The 14,878-nt window shown below is 42.1% G+C and carries 12 protein-coding genes; 8 read left to right on the top strand and 4 right to left on the bottom strand.

The window, feature by feature from the left end; translation table 11 throughout:
- The first annotated feature begins 121 nt into the window (after nt 1-121).
- Nucleotides 122-2,023, top strand: a complete 1,902-nt coding sequence (locus J4N25_RS23700) for a PAS domain-containing sensor histidine kinase (RefSeq protein ID WP_207424372.1) — start codon at nt 122-124, stop codon at nt 2,021-2,023.
- Between the two features lie 73 nt (nt 2,024-2,096).
- On the opposite strand, the gene J4N25_RS23705 is transcribed toward J4N25_RS23700, so the two are convergent.
- Together J4N25_RS23705 and J4N25_RS23710 are read right to left on the bottom strand one after the other, a co-directional pair.
- Nucleotides 2,097-2,891 (bottom strand): SDR family NAD(P)-dependent oxidoreductase, encoded by a 795-nt coding sequence (locus J4N25_RS23705; RefSeq protein WP_207424373.1) that lies wholly within the window; start codon nt 2,889-2,891, stop codon nt 2,097-2,099.
- Between the two features lie 77 nt (nt 2,892-2,968).
- Nucleotides 2,969-3,550 (bottom strand): TetR/AcrR family transcriptional regulator, encoded by a 582-nt coding sequence (locus J4N25_RS23710; protein ID WP_207424374.1) that lies wholly within the window; start codon nt 3,548-3,550, stop codon nt 2,969-2,971.
- Nucleotides 3,551-3,758: 208 nt separating this feature from the next.
- Here J4N25_RS23710 and J4N25_RS23715 point away from each other — a divergent pair, with 208 nt between their 5' ends.
- Both J4N25_RS23715 and J4N25_RS23720 read left to right on the top strand, forming a co-directional pair.
- The gene (locus J4N25_RS23715; RefSeq protein WP_207424375.1) at nt 3,759-4,760 is read left to right on the top strand and encodes an aldo/keto reductase; all 1,002 of its coding nucleotides are present in this window, start codon (nt 3,759-3,761) and stop codon (nt 4,758-4,760) included.
- A 60-nt stretch (nt 4,761-4,820) separates the two neighbouring features.
- Nucleotides 4,821-5,735, top strand: coding sequence for a helix-turn-helix domain-containing protein (locus tag J4N25_RS23720; RefSeq protein WP_242696006.1), 915 nt, complete (start codon nt 4,821-4,823; stop codon nt 5,733-5,735).
- 119 nt (nt 5,736-5,854) lie between these two features.
- Here J4N25_RS23720 and J4N25_RS23725 read toward each other — a convergent pair whose 3' ends face one another.
- A complete protein-coding gene (locus tag J4N25_RS23725; RefSeq protein WP_207424377.1) occupies nt 5,855-6,451 on the bottom strand; it encodes a TetR family transcriptional regulator in 597 nt (198 codons plus the stop codon).
- A gap of 136 nt (nt 6,452-6,587) precedes the next feature.
- On the opposite strand from J4N25_RS23725, the gene J4N25_RS23730 reads away from it, so the two are divergent.
- From J4N25_RS23730 to J4N25_RS23745, 5 genes are read left to right on the top strand one after another with little or no spacing between them, the layout of a single operon-like run.
- Nucleotides 6,588-9,821 carry a SusC/RagA family TonB-linked outer membrane protein gene (locus tag J4N25_RS23730; protein ID WP_207424378.1) on the top strand — a complete coding sequence of 1,078 codons (3,234 nt, stop codon included), beginning with the start codon at nt 6,588-6,590 and terminating at the stop codon, nt 9,819-9,821.
- A gap of 10 nt (nt 9,822-9,831) precedes the next feature.
- The gene (locus J4N25_RS23735; RefSeq protein WP_207424379.1) at nt 9,832-11,631 is read left to right on the top strand and encodes a RagB/SusD family nutrient uptake outer membrane protein; all 1,800 of its coding nucleotides are present in this window, start codon (nt 9,832-9,834) and stop codon (nt 11,629-11,631) included.
- A 7-nt stretch (nt 11,632-11,638) separates the two neighbouring features.
- Nucleotides 11,639-12,880 carry an alkaline phosphatase family protein gene (locus tag J4N25_RS23740; protein WP_207424380.1) on the top strand — a complete coding sequence of 414 codons (1,242 nt, stop codon included), beginning with the start codon at nt 11,639-11,641 and terminating at the stop codon, nt 12,878-12,880.
- Nucleotides 12,881-12,882: 2 nt separating this feature from the next.
- Complete coding sequence (locus tag J4N25_RS27245) at nt 12,883-13,140, top strand: CBU_0592 family membrane protein (protein WP_439648775.1); 258 nt, start codon at nt 12,883-12,885, stop codon at nt 13,138-13,140.
- A gap of 20 nt (nt 13,141-13,160) precedes the next feature.
- Nucleotides 13,161-14,060, top strand: a complete 900-nt coding sequence (locus J4N25_RS23745) for a metallophosphoesterase family protein (protein ID WP_207424381.1) — start codon at nt 13,161-13,163, stop codon at nt 14,058-14,060.
- A 90-nt stretch (nt 14,061-14,150) separates the two neighbouring features.
- Here the strand turns inward: J4N25_RS23745 and J4N25_RS23750 are convergent, their stop codons facing one another.
- Nucleotides 14,151-14,801 carry an HD domain-containing protein gene (locus J4N25_RS23750; RefSeq protein WP_207424382.1) on the bottom strand — a complete coding sequence of 217 codons (651 nt, stop codon included), beginning with the start codon at nt 14,799-14,801 and terminating at the stop codon, nt 14,151-14,153.
- Nucleotides 14,802-14,878: the final 77 nt, after the last annotated feature.

The following is a 14,878-nucleotide window of genomic DNA, read 5'->3' on the forward strand; positions in this document are numbered from 1 at the left end:
AGCCTCTCAGTCCATCAGATAACTCTTAATTCTGTTTATTTTGATATTATTGTCTTTGGTCTGTTGTTGAGTAGCGATAGGTGAGGATCAATTAAACTAATTATAAACATGCTTTTCTGGAATGGTAGACGAGGAAATAGACTTTAAGACCGTATTTGAAGGGCTTCCTGGAAAAATCCTTTTGCTGGAACCGAAACTTCCTTTTAAGATCCTTGCGGTAAGTAAAGAGCTCCTCAACCTTATTGGCAGGAAAAGGGAAGATATAATCGGCAATAACATTATTGACTTTTACCGTGCCAACACTGCAGGAACGAGTCTGCGGGAATTGGAGCGGACAGTTGAGGTGATGCTAAAGGAAGAAGGAGCGGAGGAAGTGATTATAGCACGTTTCAAAAGGAACAAAATGGAGGATCTCTCTCAGCCATTCTCCTCGGCAACAAATAAGATTATTCGCAGTGAGAATGGGGAGCCTCTTTATGTTATCCAAAGCATTACACACCTTAATAATGAGAGATCAGGCAAAGTTCAATCAGGAGGGAGAGAAAATGAAAGTGAAGGCATCGCTGTTGAAGATAAAAAAGAATCATTTATTCAGTTAGAGCAAAGTGAAAGAAATCTTCGCAACCTGATTCTCCAGGCCCCTATAGCCATATGTATCTTCCGTGGTCCGAATTACATAGTCGAAATAGCTAATGACCTGATGTTGAAATCCTGGGATAAGAAGGCTGAGGATGTATGGAACAAGCCTGTTTACAACGCACTCCCCGAAGCGAGAGGGCAGGGTTTTGAGGATTTGCTTCATCGCGTTTACACTACCGGGGAAACCATTACTGCTTATGAGGTAGCAGGAACTTTAACACGGAACGGTATTAAGGAAATTTATTACGTTGATCTTGTTTATCAAGCATTGCGCGAGCCCGATGGGACGATATCCGGTATTATGATCATCAATATTGACGTTACTGAACAGGCGCTGTCAAGAAAGAAAATTGAAGAGGCGGAAGAGAGGGCAAGACTAGCAGTGGAGTCGGCAGAACAAGGAACATATGAAGTAAACTTGGTGACCGATGAACTCTTTGCATCACCAAGACTTGCTGCAATTTTTGATATTGAGGGGATTGCTGGACGGAGTCGTTACATTTCTGCCATCCACCCCGATGATCTAAAGATCAGGGAAGAAGCATTTGGAAGGGCCTTCAATACGGGAAGCCTGGAGTATGAAGTTCGTGTTATAAAAAAAGATGGTAGTATTACCTGGATTAGGGCTAAAGGAAAAGTTTATTTTAATGAACACAACCAGCCTGCAAGGTTATTAGGAGTGGTGCAGGATATTACGGCTGAAAAAGAGATTAACAGGCAAAAGGACGATTTCATCAGTATAGTTAGTCACGAACTGAAGACACCGATCACCAGCTTAAAAGGGTATACTCAAATTTTAAATAGAAAATTTGAGGCAGCTAACGATATTGGCGCTACCTCAATGCTGGCAAAAATGAATGAGCAGGTTAAAAAGCTACATTTTATCGTACAAGATTTGCTGGATGTAACCAGGATTGAGGGTAACAAAATCAAGTTCCGGAACGAAGAATTTAAGTTTGATGAATTAGTGATACAAACAGTTGAAGATATGCAGCGGGCAACTGTGTCCCATTCTTTAATTGTAGAATATACTGATGAGATAACAGTTAGTGCAGACAAGGAGCGAACAAGCCAGGTACTTGTAAATCTTCTTTCAAATGCTATCAACTATTCGTCAAAAGGCAATAAGGTAATCGTCAGAACGTATCTTCAAAGCAACGAGATTGTTTGTGGCGTAAGGGATTTTGGTCTGGGGATAGAAAAACATGATCAAAACAGAATCTTCGAGAGATATTATAGGGCAAGCGATGAAAACAGGTTTAATGCAGGGCTTGGTCTGGGTCTGTTTATTTCAGCAGAGATCGTTAGAAGGCAAAATGGCAGGATCTGGGTTGAAAGTGAGCCCGGTAGTGGTGCAACGTTTTATTTTAGTTTACCTGTGTGAGCCATTATCATTTTAGATTTAAAAGAGAGAGCGGCTCAGGCCGCCTCTTCTATTTGAGCTTATACATTTCTCATTAAAGGATTCCAGTTAAAACTCCTCCGTCTGCACGCAACGCTGCGCCATTCGTTGCGGAAGACAATGGGCTGGCTAAATAGGCGACAAGGCTTGATATTTCCTCTGGTTCAATAAACCGTTGAATTAAGGAGGTTGGACTTATGGTGGCTATCAAATGTTTTTTAACATCAAGGACGCTGCTTCCTTGCATAGTAGCTATGCCTTCTACTGCATCAGCAACTCCTTCCGAATACGTTGGGCCTCCTACTACTGCATTAACTGTCACGTTTGTATTCCTGGTTAATTCTGCTAAACCCCTGCTGATGGAAAGCATGGCGGTTTTTGTCATGGCATAAGGAATCATATTTGCAGGAATTTTAATACCTGATTCACTGGTAATAAATATAATTCTACCCCGGTTTCTTTCAAGCATTTTGGGAAGCAGGTGCCTGGAAAGGCGAATGCCGCTCATTACATTAACTTCAAACAGCCTGTTCCATTCATCATCTGGCACACTTGCAAAATCCTGAAGGCTAAATACTCCGACATTATTGATGAGGATATCCACCTGTGGTAATTGATTAAGCATGTTGTATACTTCATTCGAATTTGAAAAGTCTGCTGCAAGTCCGAAGACCCGGGCTGATGGTACATGTGTTTGGAGTTCTTTAATAGCACTATCTACCCGTTCCTGCGTTCTTCCATTTATGATGACGTTTGCCCCTTCTGCCAGTAATTGTTTGGCAATTGCAAATCCAATTCCCTGGGTTGAACCCGTAATGAAAGCTACCTGTGATTCTAATTGTAAATTCATTTAAATATCTGTTATGTAAATTCTATAGTGGTGGTTATGATAATTGTAGTGATCGTTCCAAAAATTGGTAAAAAAATTTAGGAGAGGATAGAAAGCTGCATTTCGATCTGCTTTTTTAACACCTCTGGCTCGGGATACATTCTTCTGGTTACATTCAGACCATTCCAGAGGGTTATTAAGTATCGCCCTAAAATAGCAGGATCAGTGGTGTTTGAGATTTGTCCTTTTTCCTGAGCTTTTGCGATTGTCCTTGTGTAAAAATCTTCAACTTCCTTTAGAATATCCACCGCTTCCTTCTCTAATTCGTCATCCAAAAAAGCCATTTCTGTAGCAGTATTAACGATCAGACATCCCAGCAAATGGCTTTCAGATTTCTCTTCAGCGATACTTAAGAAAAAGTTTTTTATCATCCCGATAGGATCTTCATTTTCGGAGACCTCTTTTTCAAAGTTCTTAAGTGCTGCTCTACGCTCAGCAACCGCTTTCCGGAAAACTTCCCGCTTACCACCCTTGAACGCGTTATAGAAGCTCCCAGCTCCCATCCCTGTAGCGCGCAGCAGTTCATCAAGTGAGGTTGCGGTAAATCCTTTCTTCCAGAATAATTTCTGTGCTTTTTCTAAGACTTCCTTTTCATTAAATACAACTGGCCGGCCACGCATACAACAAGGGGTTTTCTATTTTGTAATGTTTATTACAAAAATAGAAAATGTTCGCATATAGGGCGGTATTTCTTTCATTTTTGCAGATCTTATGGTATGAGATAAGATAATGACTATTCCCACCAGCCATCTGAACACAACAATAAGCTTTATGGATACATTCCGCGTATGGAATGACCATAGCTTTGTTTAATAAACAAGGATAAATATGAAAACAATCAGTTTAGGGAGCCAGGGTTTAGTAGTTCCGCAAATAGGTTTGGGCTGTATGGGCATGACAAGCATTGCTGGTGCCGACATCTATGGAAAGGCAGACGAGGCAGAGTCTATCGCCACTATACATCGGTCGCTGGAACTGGGGGGGAACTTTTTAGATACAGCAGATCTATATGGTCCTCTTTTGAATGAACGACTAGTAGCTAAAGCGATTAAAGGTTATCGTAATGAATATATTATCGCTACGAAGTTTGGATTTGAGGTGGATGATAACGAAGTACTTACCTGGAGATTTAACGGTTCTAGAGGCTACGTAAAGAAAGCAGCGGAGCGTTCGTTAAGAAATCTCGGTACGGATTATATCGACTTATACTACCTGCACCGCTTGGACCCTAACACGCCGGTTGAAGAAACGGTTGAGGCTATGGCAGATCTTGTTAAAGAAGGGAAGGTGAGGTATATTGGTTTGTCGGAAGTGTCTTCTGCAACCATCAGGAAAGCACACCAAATCCATCCCCTTACTGCTGTTCAAACAGAGTATTCACTTTTCGAGAGAGATGTGGAAGCTGCAAAGATAACAGATACACTTGCGGAATTGGGTATTAGTCTCGTTGCTTATTCGCCTCTGGGTAGGGGATTTATAAGCGGAGATATTAAAAGTCCGGATGATTTCCCTGCTGACGATTTTAGAAGACAAATACCAAGGTTTCAAGGCGAACAATTCTATAAGAACCTGGAGCTTGTTCATGCGATAAATGCTTTGGCTGCAGAGAAGAGCGTTACTGCTTCACAGCTGGCTATTGCTTGGATATTAGCTAAAGGACACGTGCCTATTCCCGGGACTAAACGGGTTAAGTACGTTGAGCAAAACATTGCGGCCTCAGATATTGAACTTTCGCAGGAGGAACTGGATCGTTTGGAAGCCATCATTCCTTTGGGTGTATCGACTGGCGACCGGTATGATGCTCATAATATGGCTACTATCGACAAATAAAAAACTTTAAGCGGCGCGGTTAACCTTACCTTTACCGCGCCGCTTAAAGGCGTAATGTGTATGAGCAAAAGTCTTCCGTATACGATAAATTCTATCAGTGAACAAAGAAGGGCTTTGTCGCTCCCGAGTCCTAGTCATCCACTAATTGACGTATTCCGGTTAGAGGATACCAGGCGTCCTGACGACAGGGATTTTCAAATACTGCACCTGAACCTTTACTGCATAGCTATAAAAAGGAAAGTAAATGGTAAGGTTAAATACGGTCAGGGTCATTACGACTTTGATGAAGGAGTAATGTCGTTTTTTGCACCAGGCCAGATAGCAGCTAATGTGCCGAGGAACCATGAATTGGAAGGATGGTCTTTGTCATTTCATCCGGATTTTTTGTTAGGTTATCCACTGTCTAAAAAGATCGAGCAGTATAGTTTTTTCTCCTATGCAGTAAATGAAGCCCTGTTTCTTTCGGAGAAGGAAGAGTCTCTGGTTACGGGGATTGTTGAACGCATCCGGCTCGAGCTGCAAACCCCCATAGATAGTTTAACTCAAGATGTGATTATATCGCATTTAGAGCTGTTGCTGCATTATAGTCAGCGTTTCTATATTAGGCAATTCAACACCAGGAAACCGGCTCATCACAATCTGCTGACTGAAGTAGAGCATTTGCTTAACACATATTTTGCTAATGATGAAAAACTGAATGCGGAAGGCCTGCCAACTGTTACATTTCTGGCAGCACAGCTAGGCAAATCGCCAAAGTATTTGAGTGACACCCTGCGGAACCTCAGCGGACGTAGTGCTCAGCAACATATACAAGATCATCTGCTTAAAAAGGCAAAAACATTGTTAAGCACCACTGACCTCTCGGTCGCCGAAATCGCTTATACTCTAGGTTTTGATTTTCCTCAATCCTTCAATAAGCTGTTCCGCCGAAAAACAAACCAAACCCCCCTGGAATACCGCCAGATGTTTAATTGATCATACATTTAAGCGGTTGTTATAACTACAGTGAAAAATGCACAATGCTTGACACCTGAGGTCTGGCCTCAGACAGGAGTGATAATTAGGATATAAATAGTATTTGCTTTGTTCGCATATTAGCCCTTTAAACCTAATAACTTAAAGGCCTCTTGCCGGTATCTCTCCAAATGCATATCATACTCATCCATATCCTGCACCATACTTAAATAATAGTATGCCCCGTCAGAAATCACAAAAACAAGGTCTGCAGCTCGCGAGGGATCTTCGCATTTTATTAATCCCTGTTCCATGCAGCTTTGGATCAGGTTTTGCAGCCAGCCGCGAAGTAGCAGGTGTAGTTCACGAAAACGGTGCTTTATCACTTGATTGCGGAAAATAAGAGCAAAGCAGTTATAAAAAACGCTATCATCTATGTAACTATCCCACTTCCTTGAGAAGATATTGTTCATAACGGCGATCAGCTTTTCCAGAGCATTACCTTTCTCTGATTCCAATAAGTAAATGTTTTCATATCGCATTATTATTAGATCAATAAGGCCCAGGGTCATTTCTTCTTTAGTGGCAAAGTAATGCACAACTAAACTTTGGCGCATATTAAGCTCTTTGGCCACCTTACCGAAAGAAGTGTTCTCTATGCCTTCACGTTTTGCTACTTCGTAAAATGCTTCAACAATCCGTTTTTGCTGGTCCTCTTTTAAGCTTCTTCTGCCCATATACTTTTTAAAAATAGATTTTCAGCGCGAAGAAAGGATAAAAAAAATAAATTGACTGATCGGTCAATTTATTTAATAAGCACTTTATGCCGGCTTAACATTTCAGCTCTTCCTTTGCAGAAACTAAAAGGCTGACATGAAAACACTCTACGTTACTTTAATTACATGTCTTTTACTATGTTCCAACTTTGCTTCTGCGCAACAAAGAGTTTCGGGCATTGTAAAAGACGATCAAGGGGAACTTCTCATCGGGGTACATGTAAAAGAAAAGGGGAAAACGAATGGGACCCAGACAGACATCAATGGAAAATTTGCAATTAACATTTCAAATGAGACGGCGGTTCTTGAGTTTTCCTATTTGGGATTCATTAAGCAGGAGCTTCAAACTGGCGGACGAACTTCTTTAAATGTTATACTGAAGAAGGACCAGTCTGAATTACATGAGGTAGTTGTTGTAGGTTATGGAACACAAAAAAAGGTCAATCTATCTGGGGCTGTAGATCAGGTAAATTTGAAGGCATTATCCAGTCGGCCAATAGCTAATGTGGCGCAGGGATTACAAGGCCTGGTACCTAATCTTAATATAGACTTTGGTTCAGGTGCGCCAGGCGCGGCAGCAACTATAAATATTCGTGGAATAACCTCGATTAACGGTGGAAATCCTTTGATATTGATTGATGCAGTACCTTCGGACGCACTCGAGCTTAATCGCTTATCTCCTCAGGATATTGAAACAATCTCAGTGATAAAGGACGCTTCTGCTGCAGCTGTTTACGGCGCACGTGCAGCCTTCGGTGTTATTCTCATTAAAACTAAAAGCGGATCGCAAGATGGAGTCAGGGTTAGCTATAGTGCAAACACCTCCCTTAATAAACCAACAGTAATTCCGGAAAAGGTAACTGATCCCTATATTTTTTCAAGGTTGCTTGAACTTTCAACCAACAATACCCCCTGGGATAATGTAAACTATAGCGACCAGTTTTATCAGTATGCCAAGCAACGCTCCGACGATCCTTCTACACCAGGCGTAAGGATAAATCCAACTGACAAGGGGCTTTGGGAATATATGGGTAATCAGGATTGGACCCAGTATTTCTTGAGTGACAACACCATTTCTCAAGACCATGCTCTTTCCCTTAGTGGCAAATCTGATAAAGCCAGCTATTATCTATCTGGTAATTATAACCGCCAGAATGGTATACTTAAAATAGCTGATGATTATTTCGATCGTTATAGTCTTCGCAGTAAAGTGGATTACAAAACTACGCCGTGGTTAACTTTGGGTAACAACACTTACCTGACAACAACCCGCAGGGATAATCCTACTAATTACTCCATCTCTGATATCTATAATCTCTTTCCCACCAGTTACGATAGAAATCCAGATGGAACCTGGGCAAATACTAGTGTTGGACGCACCGGAGCTATGTTAATGGAGGGAGGAAAAAGTAGTGATAAGTATTTTAGTTTGCAAACTCAATTTAATGGTGAGCTATCGCTCATAAAGAATACTCTGCGTTTTAATGCAGATTTCACTTATCGTCGCGGAGCAGATAATTATCGTGAATACAGCACTCCTTATAAGATAGGATATGGTCCTAACGATATTAGGGAAGAGGGAAACAGCTATGCACGAAAATGGTTTGCTTTTAGTAATTATACCGTACTGAATACTTATGCTACTTTTAATAAAAAGCTTGGTCGTCATGATCTCACCTTACTCGGAGGCTTTAACCAGGAATATTTCCGAAATGAAGAAAATAATATAAGGCGTTTCGGTCTTATTTCCGCTTCATATCCGACAATTGGTTTAGCAACAGGCGAACTTACCGCAACTGAATCTATTCAGGATTGGGCTATTCAAGGTTTCTTTTACCGCGCCAACTATATCTATAAAGACAAATATATTTTGGAATTTAATGGCCGGTACGATGGAAGCTCTCGATTCCCTTCTAACAAACGTTTCGGCTTTTTCCCCTCCGCCTCTGCTGCATGGCGATTGGATCAGGAAGGATTCCTGAAATGGGCACAACCTGTATTAAGTAATTTTAAGTTAAGGGCGTCATACGGATCATTGGGTAATCAGGAAGTTTCCAATTACGGTTACATTTCAACGCTGAATCCCTATACTTCTAGCTACCTGATAGGTGGAACCCTGCCACTAGCTGTATCAAGCCCGGGATTGGTAAGCCCGGATTATACTTGGGAAAAGGTAACTACCCGCAACTTCGGTACTGATATTGGCCTCCTTAATAATAGGCTGAGCTTTAGCTTCGATATTTATGAGCGTAATACAAAAGGAATGCTCACACTTGGTCGGGATCTTCCCGATGTGTTAGGAGCAAGCGAACCTCGTGAAAATGCGGCCGACCTGCGTAACCGCGGCTGGGAATTATCTCTTGGGTATCAAAACAGTGTTAAAGCTGGTAGAAGCCCGTTTTCATTTGGAGCCCGTTTTGTACTTTCAGATAGCCGTTCTGTTATTACAAAGTTCGATAATCCTAATCAGAGCCTGCTGCAGTACCGGAATGGTATGGAGCTTGGAGAGATCTGGGGTTTACAAAGCGACGGTTTGTTTAGAACACAGGCTGAGATCGATGCTCTTGATCAATCCTCTATCATTCCCTGGGGCGCATTATCTATTGTTCCTGGATGGCCTAAATATAAAGACACAGATGGTAATGGCAAGATTGAAACCGGGGTAACTGCCATAGATCCTAAAGACATGTCTATTATAGGAAATTCTTCTCCGCGCTTCAGATTCGGCTTCGACGTAAATACAAGTTGGAAAGGTTTTGATGTACGAGCATTCTTCCAAGGCGTAGCAAAGCGTGATTACTACCCTTTAGATTATCTCTACTGGGGCTTCTACCAACAGCCTTATGCTGGAGGATATCCTCACTTACTTGATTTTTACAGACCAAATGATGATAGCGCCGTGGATATGGCAAGACATTCTCAGGCCTTTATAAATGCAGGCCTCGCCAATCAAAACCTTGATGCCCGTTATCCAATACTGCAAGCCTGGCTTGCTGATGTTAACCTTGGTACAACGCCAGGGAATGCCAAGGGGTTGGCAATTCCACAAACAGGATATATGCTTAATGGCGCATATTTACGCTTCAAAAACCTCACAATTGGATATACTTTGCCAGCTACCTTAACCAAAAAATGGCGGGTATCGAATGTTCGCATTTATGCCAGCGGCGAGAATATTCATGAATGGTCTGCGGTAAAAAAACACTTTGATCCGGAGGCGATAAACGTTAACGCAAGTATCAACCCTTCAGCCAATACTGAAAGAAGTGGTAACGGATATGCTTATCCATGGCAAAGAAGATATTCAGTAGGCGTAAACCTTAATTTCTAAAAAGCTAATTATGAAAAATATTACACTATATCTGGCAAGCATAGCTTTAACTGCAATTAGCCTTAGTAGCTGCAAAAAAGACTTCTTAGAAAGGCAACCAGAAACGGCTATTGGAACTGACAACTTTTTCAATAGCGAACAGGATCTAAAGCTCTATATTAACAATTTGTATAACTTCCCGGGCTGGGGTATTTATAATGCAGACAGGGCAACCGATAATGCTGCAACTACAGGTGCAGTTGAGATCAAGACAATGATGGTAGGAACCCCAAGCGCTTCCAGTATAAATACAGGCTGGAACTGGGAGCAGCTACGTAGCGCCAATTACTTTTTGGCAAATTTCAAAAAGGCACCTTTAAATAGCGAGGTGTTAAATCACTACGAAGGTATAGCCCGCTTTTTCAGAGCACAGTTTTACATAGAGAAAGTTAAACGCTACTCTGATGTGCCCTGGTATGAGAATGTTATTAACACCAACGACACAGAACTACTGATGAAAGCCCGGGATCCGAGAACTATGGTAGTCGACAAAATAATGGAAGATCTGGCCTTCGCAGCAGAACATGTTAACGTTAGCTCGGAAGCCGGGGCAGTTAATCGCTGGATAGTAAAGGCATATCAGGCTCGTTTTGCGCTTTACGAGGGTACTTACCGCCGTTATCATTCCGAATTAAATCTGGCTTCAACTGCTCCCCGTTTTCTACAGGTTGCCCGTGACGTATCAAAAGATATAATGGACAATGGTAAATTTAAAATCTACACTACCGGAAATCCAGGGCAGGACTACCTTAACCTGTTCAACCGTGAGAATCTGAACGGTAACAGCGAGGTGATACAGGCAACTTATAATGAGAATGGTTTAAGGAATAGTGGCTGGAGTTCAACTGTTTTCGGGAATTACGAAGTGTCTCCTGCTAAAGACCTGCTACAGGATTATTTAATGACGAACGGTACTCCTTATACTAACCAGGCTGGTTATGCAACGTTTTCTTTTGTAAAAGAGTTCGAAAATCGCGATCCTAGATTAAGTCAGACCTACGCTTACCCAGGATTCGTTCTGTCTAATACGAGCACCTATTCTCAAGGGGGAGGGTTATATGTGCAGCAATTGGCGAAGAATTTTACAGGTTATCACCAGATCAAGGGATTTGTGAATAACCAGAGCAGCGTAGTTCAGCAGAATCTGGATGTGCCAGTTGTTCGTTATGCCGAGATCTTGCTAATTTATGCGGAAGCAAAAGCAGAGCTTGGAGAACTTACTCAGGCTGATATAAATTTAAGTATCAACCAGCTTAGAGACAGGGTAGGAATGCCGCACATGTCACTTACTCCAATACTCGACCCGGTTCAGGAAGCTAGATATCCAAACGTTACCGCAACACAAAAGTCAGCTTTGTTAGAGATCAGGAGGGAACGCCGTGTGGAAATGGCGCTTGAAGGCTATAGATTTGACGATTTGATGCGTTGGAATGCTGGTAAGTTATTGGAGAAAGAGCAGGAAGGGATATACTTTTCTGGTGTCGGTCAACATGATCTTACCGGGGACGGAATTCCGGATATAGTGCTTTTAAATAATAATGAATCGATACCTGCCGTGAAAGAGAAAAACTCTCTTGGAAAGGACCTGATCTATTACCGTACTGGATCGATTGGTCAGGATGCGGGGGTGTTTCTGAAGAATGGAAACTCGGGTACTATTCAAACTACTGCAGATAATGGTGTGTTCCAGGAGCCTAAGTATTATTACAGGCCTGTGCCGCAGAATCAGATATTGTTAAATTCTAATCTAAAACAAATATTCGGCTGGTAGTACCAATATGAAAAGATTATTAATAATGGCTGCCTTAATCGGGGCAGCCTCTTTCGCCAACGGGCAGAAGAAGAAAGCGCTGTTTGTGATAATAGATGGAGTCTCAAGAGATGTGCTAGATAGTGTACCTACACCTAACCTGCATGCTATTGCCAAAGAAGGAGCATTACTTAATGCTTATCAGGGGGGAGAACGGAACGAGTTTAATCAAACTCCTACAATCTCGGCTCCTGGCTATAATAATGTACTTACGGGTGTTTGGTATCACAAACATAACGTACCGGATAATGCGATCAAGGCGCCCAACTACCACTATCCAACTATTTTCCGGCTGTATAAAGACCAGTATCCAAATCGGAAGATCGCTGTTTTCTCGAGTTGGGAAGATAATCGCACCAAACTAATTGGTGAGGGTCTTCCTCAAACAGGAAACATTAAAATGGACTTTCACTTTGATGGCCTCGAGTTAGACACGGCAAATTATCCTCATGACAAAGCCAGAAAGTTCATGTCGGAAATTGATCAGGCTGTTACCGATGAAGCTGCTCGCGTGATTACTCAGGAGGCGCCCGACCTTTCCTGGGTATACCTTGAATTCACGGACGACATGGGGCACATGTACGGGGATAGCGAACAATACCGGGAGGCGGTCAAGCTTGCCGACCAGCGTATAGGCAAGTTATGGGAATCAATAAAGAAACGTAAGGAGAAATATATGGAGGATTGGCTCCTTGTAATTACCACTGATCACGGACGAGATCCGAAAACAGGACGTAATCACGGGGGACAATCAGATCGCGAACGGGCTTCATGGATCGTTACCAATGCTAAGCCGGTAAATAGTTATGCAACTGAAACGAAGCAGGTCGGTGTGGTTGACATATTACCTACCCTTGCGCGCTTCCTTGATGTTAAACTATCTTCTGAGCAACAAAAAGAATTAGATGGTGTGCCCCTTATTGGAAAAGTATCAGTATCGCAGCCCCGCGTCGTGGTAACTGATAACAGAATAAAATTGTCCTGGAAGCCTGCTAACAATGAGGGGAAGATAAAGGTCCTCTTAAGCACGTCTAACGATTACAAACAAACTGGGAAATCAGATAAATATAAATTGATTGGAGAGGTTCCGGTAAAGGATGGGGAATTTGAAATAGATCTAAAGGGACAACCGCCTTCAGAATTTTATAAGATAGCGCTGGAAGGAAAGTATAACACAGTTAACCGTTGGATATTTAGCAAAAGTAACTGAGGATGTACCCTGTCTCCTTCGATATATTCTTTAATACCTTAGGCTGGCTGGGTGCTTTTTTATTCCTTGTCTCGTATTTTCTGTTAATAACCAAGAAATGGAAGTCGACCTCGGTTCCGTTTCATTTGGCAAATATCTTAGGTGGGTTCTTTGTCGCTGCCAGTGCCTGGTATGATCATTCTTATCCATCAGCCTTTATCAATTTTGCCTGGGCTCTTATTGCCTTATATGGTATGTATACTGATAGGAAATCGAATTAAATTATCACGGAAAATTTCTCATGAAAAGAAGAAACTTTATTCAACGAGCCATTGCCCTAAGTGGAGCTGCCGCTTTACCTTCTATTTCCAATGCTTCAACAAATAGATTGAAGCCAACTCTTACTATTGCTCATATTACAGATGTTCATATTCGAAGTAAGGAGGATATTCCTGAAAGAGCCAAACGTTATCTTTTAGAGGCCCTCAGTAATAAAGACATAGATTTTATCCTTAACGGAGGAGATTCGATATTTGACGCCTCTTATGATGATGTTACCAGGGAAATGGTTACTGAACAATGGGCGATTTGGGATAATTTTATTGGTAGTACCCGGCTTGAAGTATTTAGCTGTATCGGGAATCATGATCCCTGGTGGAAAGCGCCTTCTGATCAAGACGGGATGTATGGAGTTGCCTATGCAGCGAAGCGTTTAAAGATGCCGCACCGGTACTACAGTTTTACTAGGAATGGTTGGCATTTTTTCATCCTGGATGGCAATAATAAAGGAACGCGTTTAGACGGTGAACAGATGGAATGGCTAAAGGATAGCCTCGGGAAGCTTGCCACGAACTCGCCCGTCCTTATGATGTCACATTACCCAATACTCTCCTCTACCTGTGCATGGAGTGGTGGTCAGCATGGCGACTACAAAGAGCTAAAGGAATTATTTTATAAACATAAGGATAAAGTGAAAGTATGCCTGAGTGGGCATCAGCATTTAAGGGATAGCGTGGTCTACAACGGTACATCTTACTTCTGTAATGGTTCCTTAAGTGGATTCTGGTGGGGCAAGGGAGATAAAGAATCAGCAGGACCTTACTATTATCAGGAAACACCCCCAGGCTACGCAATTCTAGAGTTGTTTGCAGATGGGACGGTTCGCAATAAGTATGTGGCCTTGGAGAATGAATTATATTAAATGAAGAAAGCCTTCTGCGGGCTTTCTTCATTATTCACCTTGATGACAACACGGAAGTCCTATTTGCTCTCACCTTTATTCGTTGTCGTGTTATTCTGACCAGGGAGAATGAAGGATGCAATCACAAAAGTTCTTTCGATGGAAGTTTGGTATCATATAAGAGCAGACATCTGCTTTAATGTTCCCGAAAGTCGTTTCGGTTTTATGTTCGAAACCGCCAAAGAAAGTTGGGATGATTTTCTTTTTGAAATCATTACGCGGGAAGTAAGAAATGATCTCTTCCCGGTTTGCTGCGCTAAGGGTTTCGTATCCTTCTCCCATTACGTCAAGGCCAACACCGCTGTACATTAAGGCAACTTCATTCTCTTTGTGCTCAGCTATTCCGATGGTGGTGTGCAGGGCGATAGTGTCCCATACAAGCTGAAGTTTATCCTTTGCTATTCCATGACTTTTTAGGAAGTCACGGGCTGCATTGGCCCCGTCAACTTCAAATCTCAGGTCAGGGCTGCTGTAATGAGGTACCAAACCAAGGTCATGGAACACTGAAGCCACATAAAGTAGTTCGCTGTCATGCTCCAAATTGTTGCGTTTGGCATTGAGTGAGGAGAAGAGGAACACGCGTAACGAGTGATTATAGATAAATTCAGTACCATGCTCAAGCAAAAGCTCGGTTGCCTGACTTGCAATGGTACTATCCGGGATTAGGATCCCGGCTACTGATTTCGGACGATTAACTGACATAAATAAAAAATTTGCTTAGGCCAAAATTAGCCCTGCTGGCTCCCGTAAAGAATATCAATAATGCCGTTTCACATGTC

The sequence above is a fragment of the Desertivirga brevis genome (assembly GCF_017355835.1).

Excerpts from the sequence above, each read along its gene's own strand:
- J4N25_RS23740 (WP_207424380.1), top strand. The coding sequence starts at position 11,639 with ATGAAAAGATTATTAATAATGGCTGCCTTAATCGGGGCAGCCTCTTTC.
- J4N25_RS23715 (WP_207424375.1), top strand. The coding sequence starts at position 3,759 with ATGAAAACAATCAGTTTAGGGAGCCAGGGTTTAGTAGTTCCGCAAATA.
- J4N25_RS23730 (WP_207424378.1), top strand. The coding sequence starts at position 6,588 with ATGAAAACACTCTACGTTACTTTAATTACATGTCTTTTACTATGTTCC.
- J4N25_RS23705 (WP_207424373.1), bottom strand. The coding sequence starts at position 2,891 with ATGAATTTACAATTAGAATCACAGGTAGCTTTCATTACGGGTTCAACC.
- J4N25_RS27245 (WP_439648775.1), top strand. The coding sequence starts at position 12,883 with ATGTACCCTGTCTCCTTCGATATATTCTTTAATACCTTAGGCTGGCTG.
- J4N25_RS23750 (WP_207424382.1), bottom strand. The coding sequence starts at position 14,801 with ATGTCAGTTAATCGTCCGAAATCAGTAGCCGGGATCCTAATCCCGGAT.
- J4N25_RS23725 (WP_207424377.1), bottom strand. The coding sequence starts at position 6,451 with ATGGGCAGAAGAAGCTTAAAAGAGGACCAGCAAAAACGGATTGTTGAA.
- J4N25_RS23720 (WP_242696006.1), top strand. The coding sequence starts at position 4,821 with ATGAGCAAAAGTCTTCCGTATACGATAAATTCTATCAGTGAACAAAGA.
- J4N25_RS23710 (WP_207424374.1), bottom strand. The coding sequence starts at position 3,550 with ATGCGTGGCCGGCCAGTTGTATTTAATGAAAAGGAAGTCTTAGAAAAA.
- J4N25_RS23735 (WP_207424379.1), top strand. The coding sequence starts at position 9,832 with ATGAAAAATATTACACTATATCTGGCAAGCATAGCTTTAACTGCAATT.
- J4N25_RS23745 (WP_207424381.1), top strand. The coding sequence starts at position 13,161 with ATGAAAAGAAGAAACTTTATTCAACGAGCCATTGCCCTAAGTGGAGCT.
- J4N25_RS23700 (WP_207424372.1), top strand. The coding sequence starts at position 122 with ATGGTAGACGAGGAAATAGACTTTAAGACCGTATTTGAAGGGCTTCCT.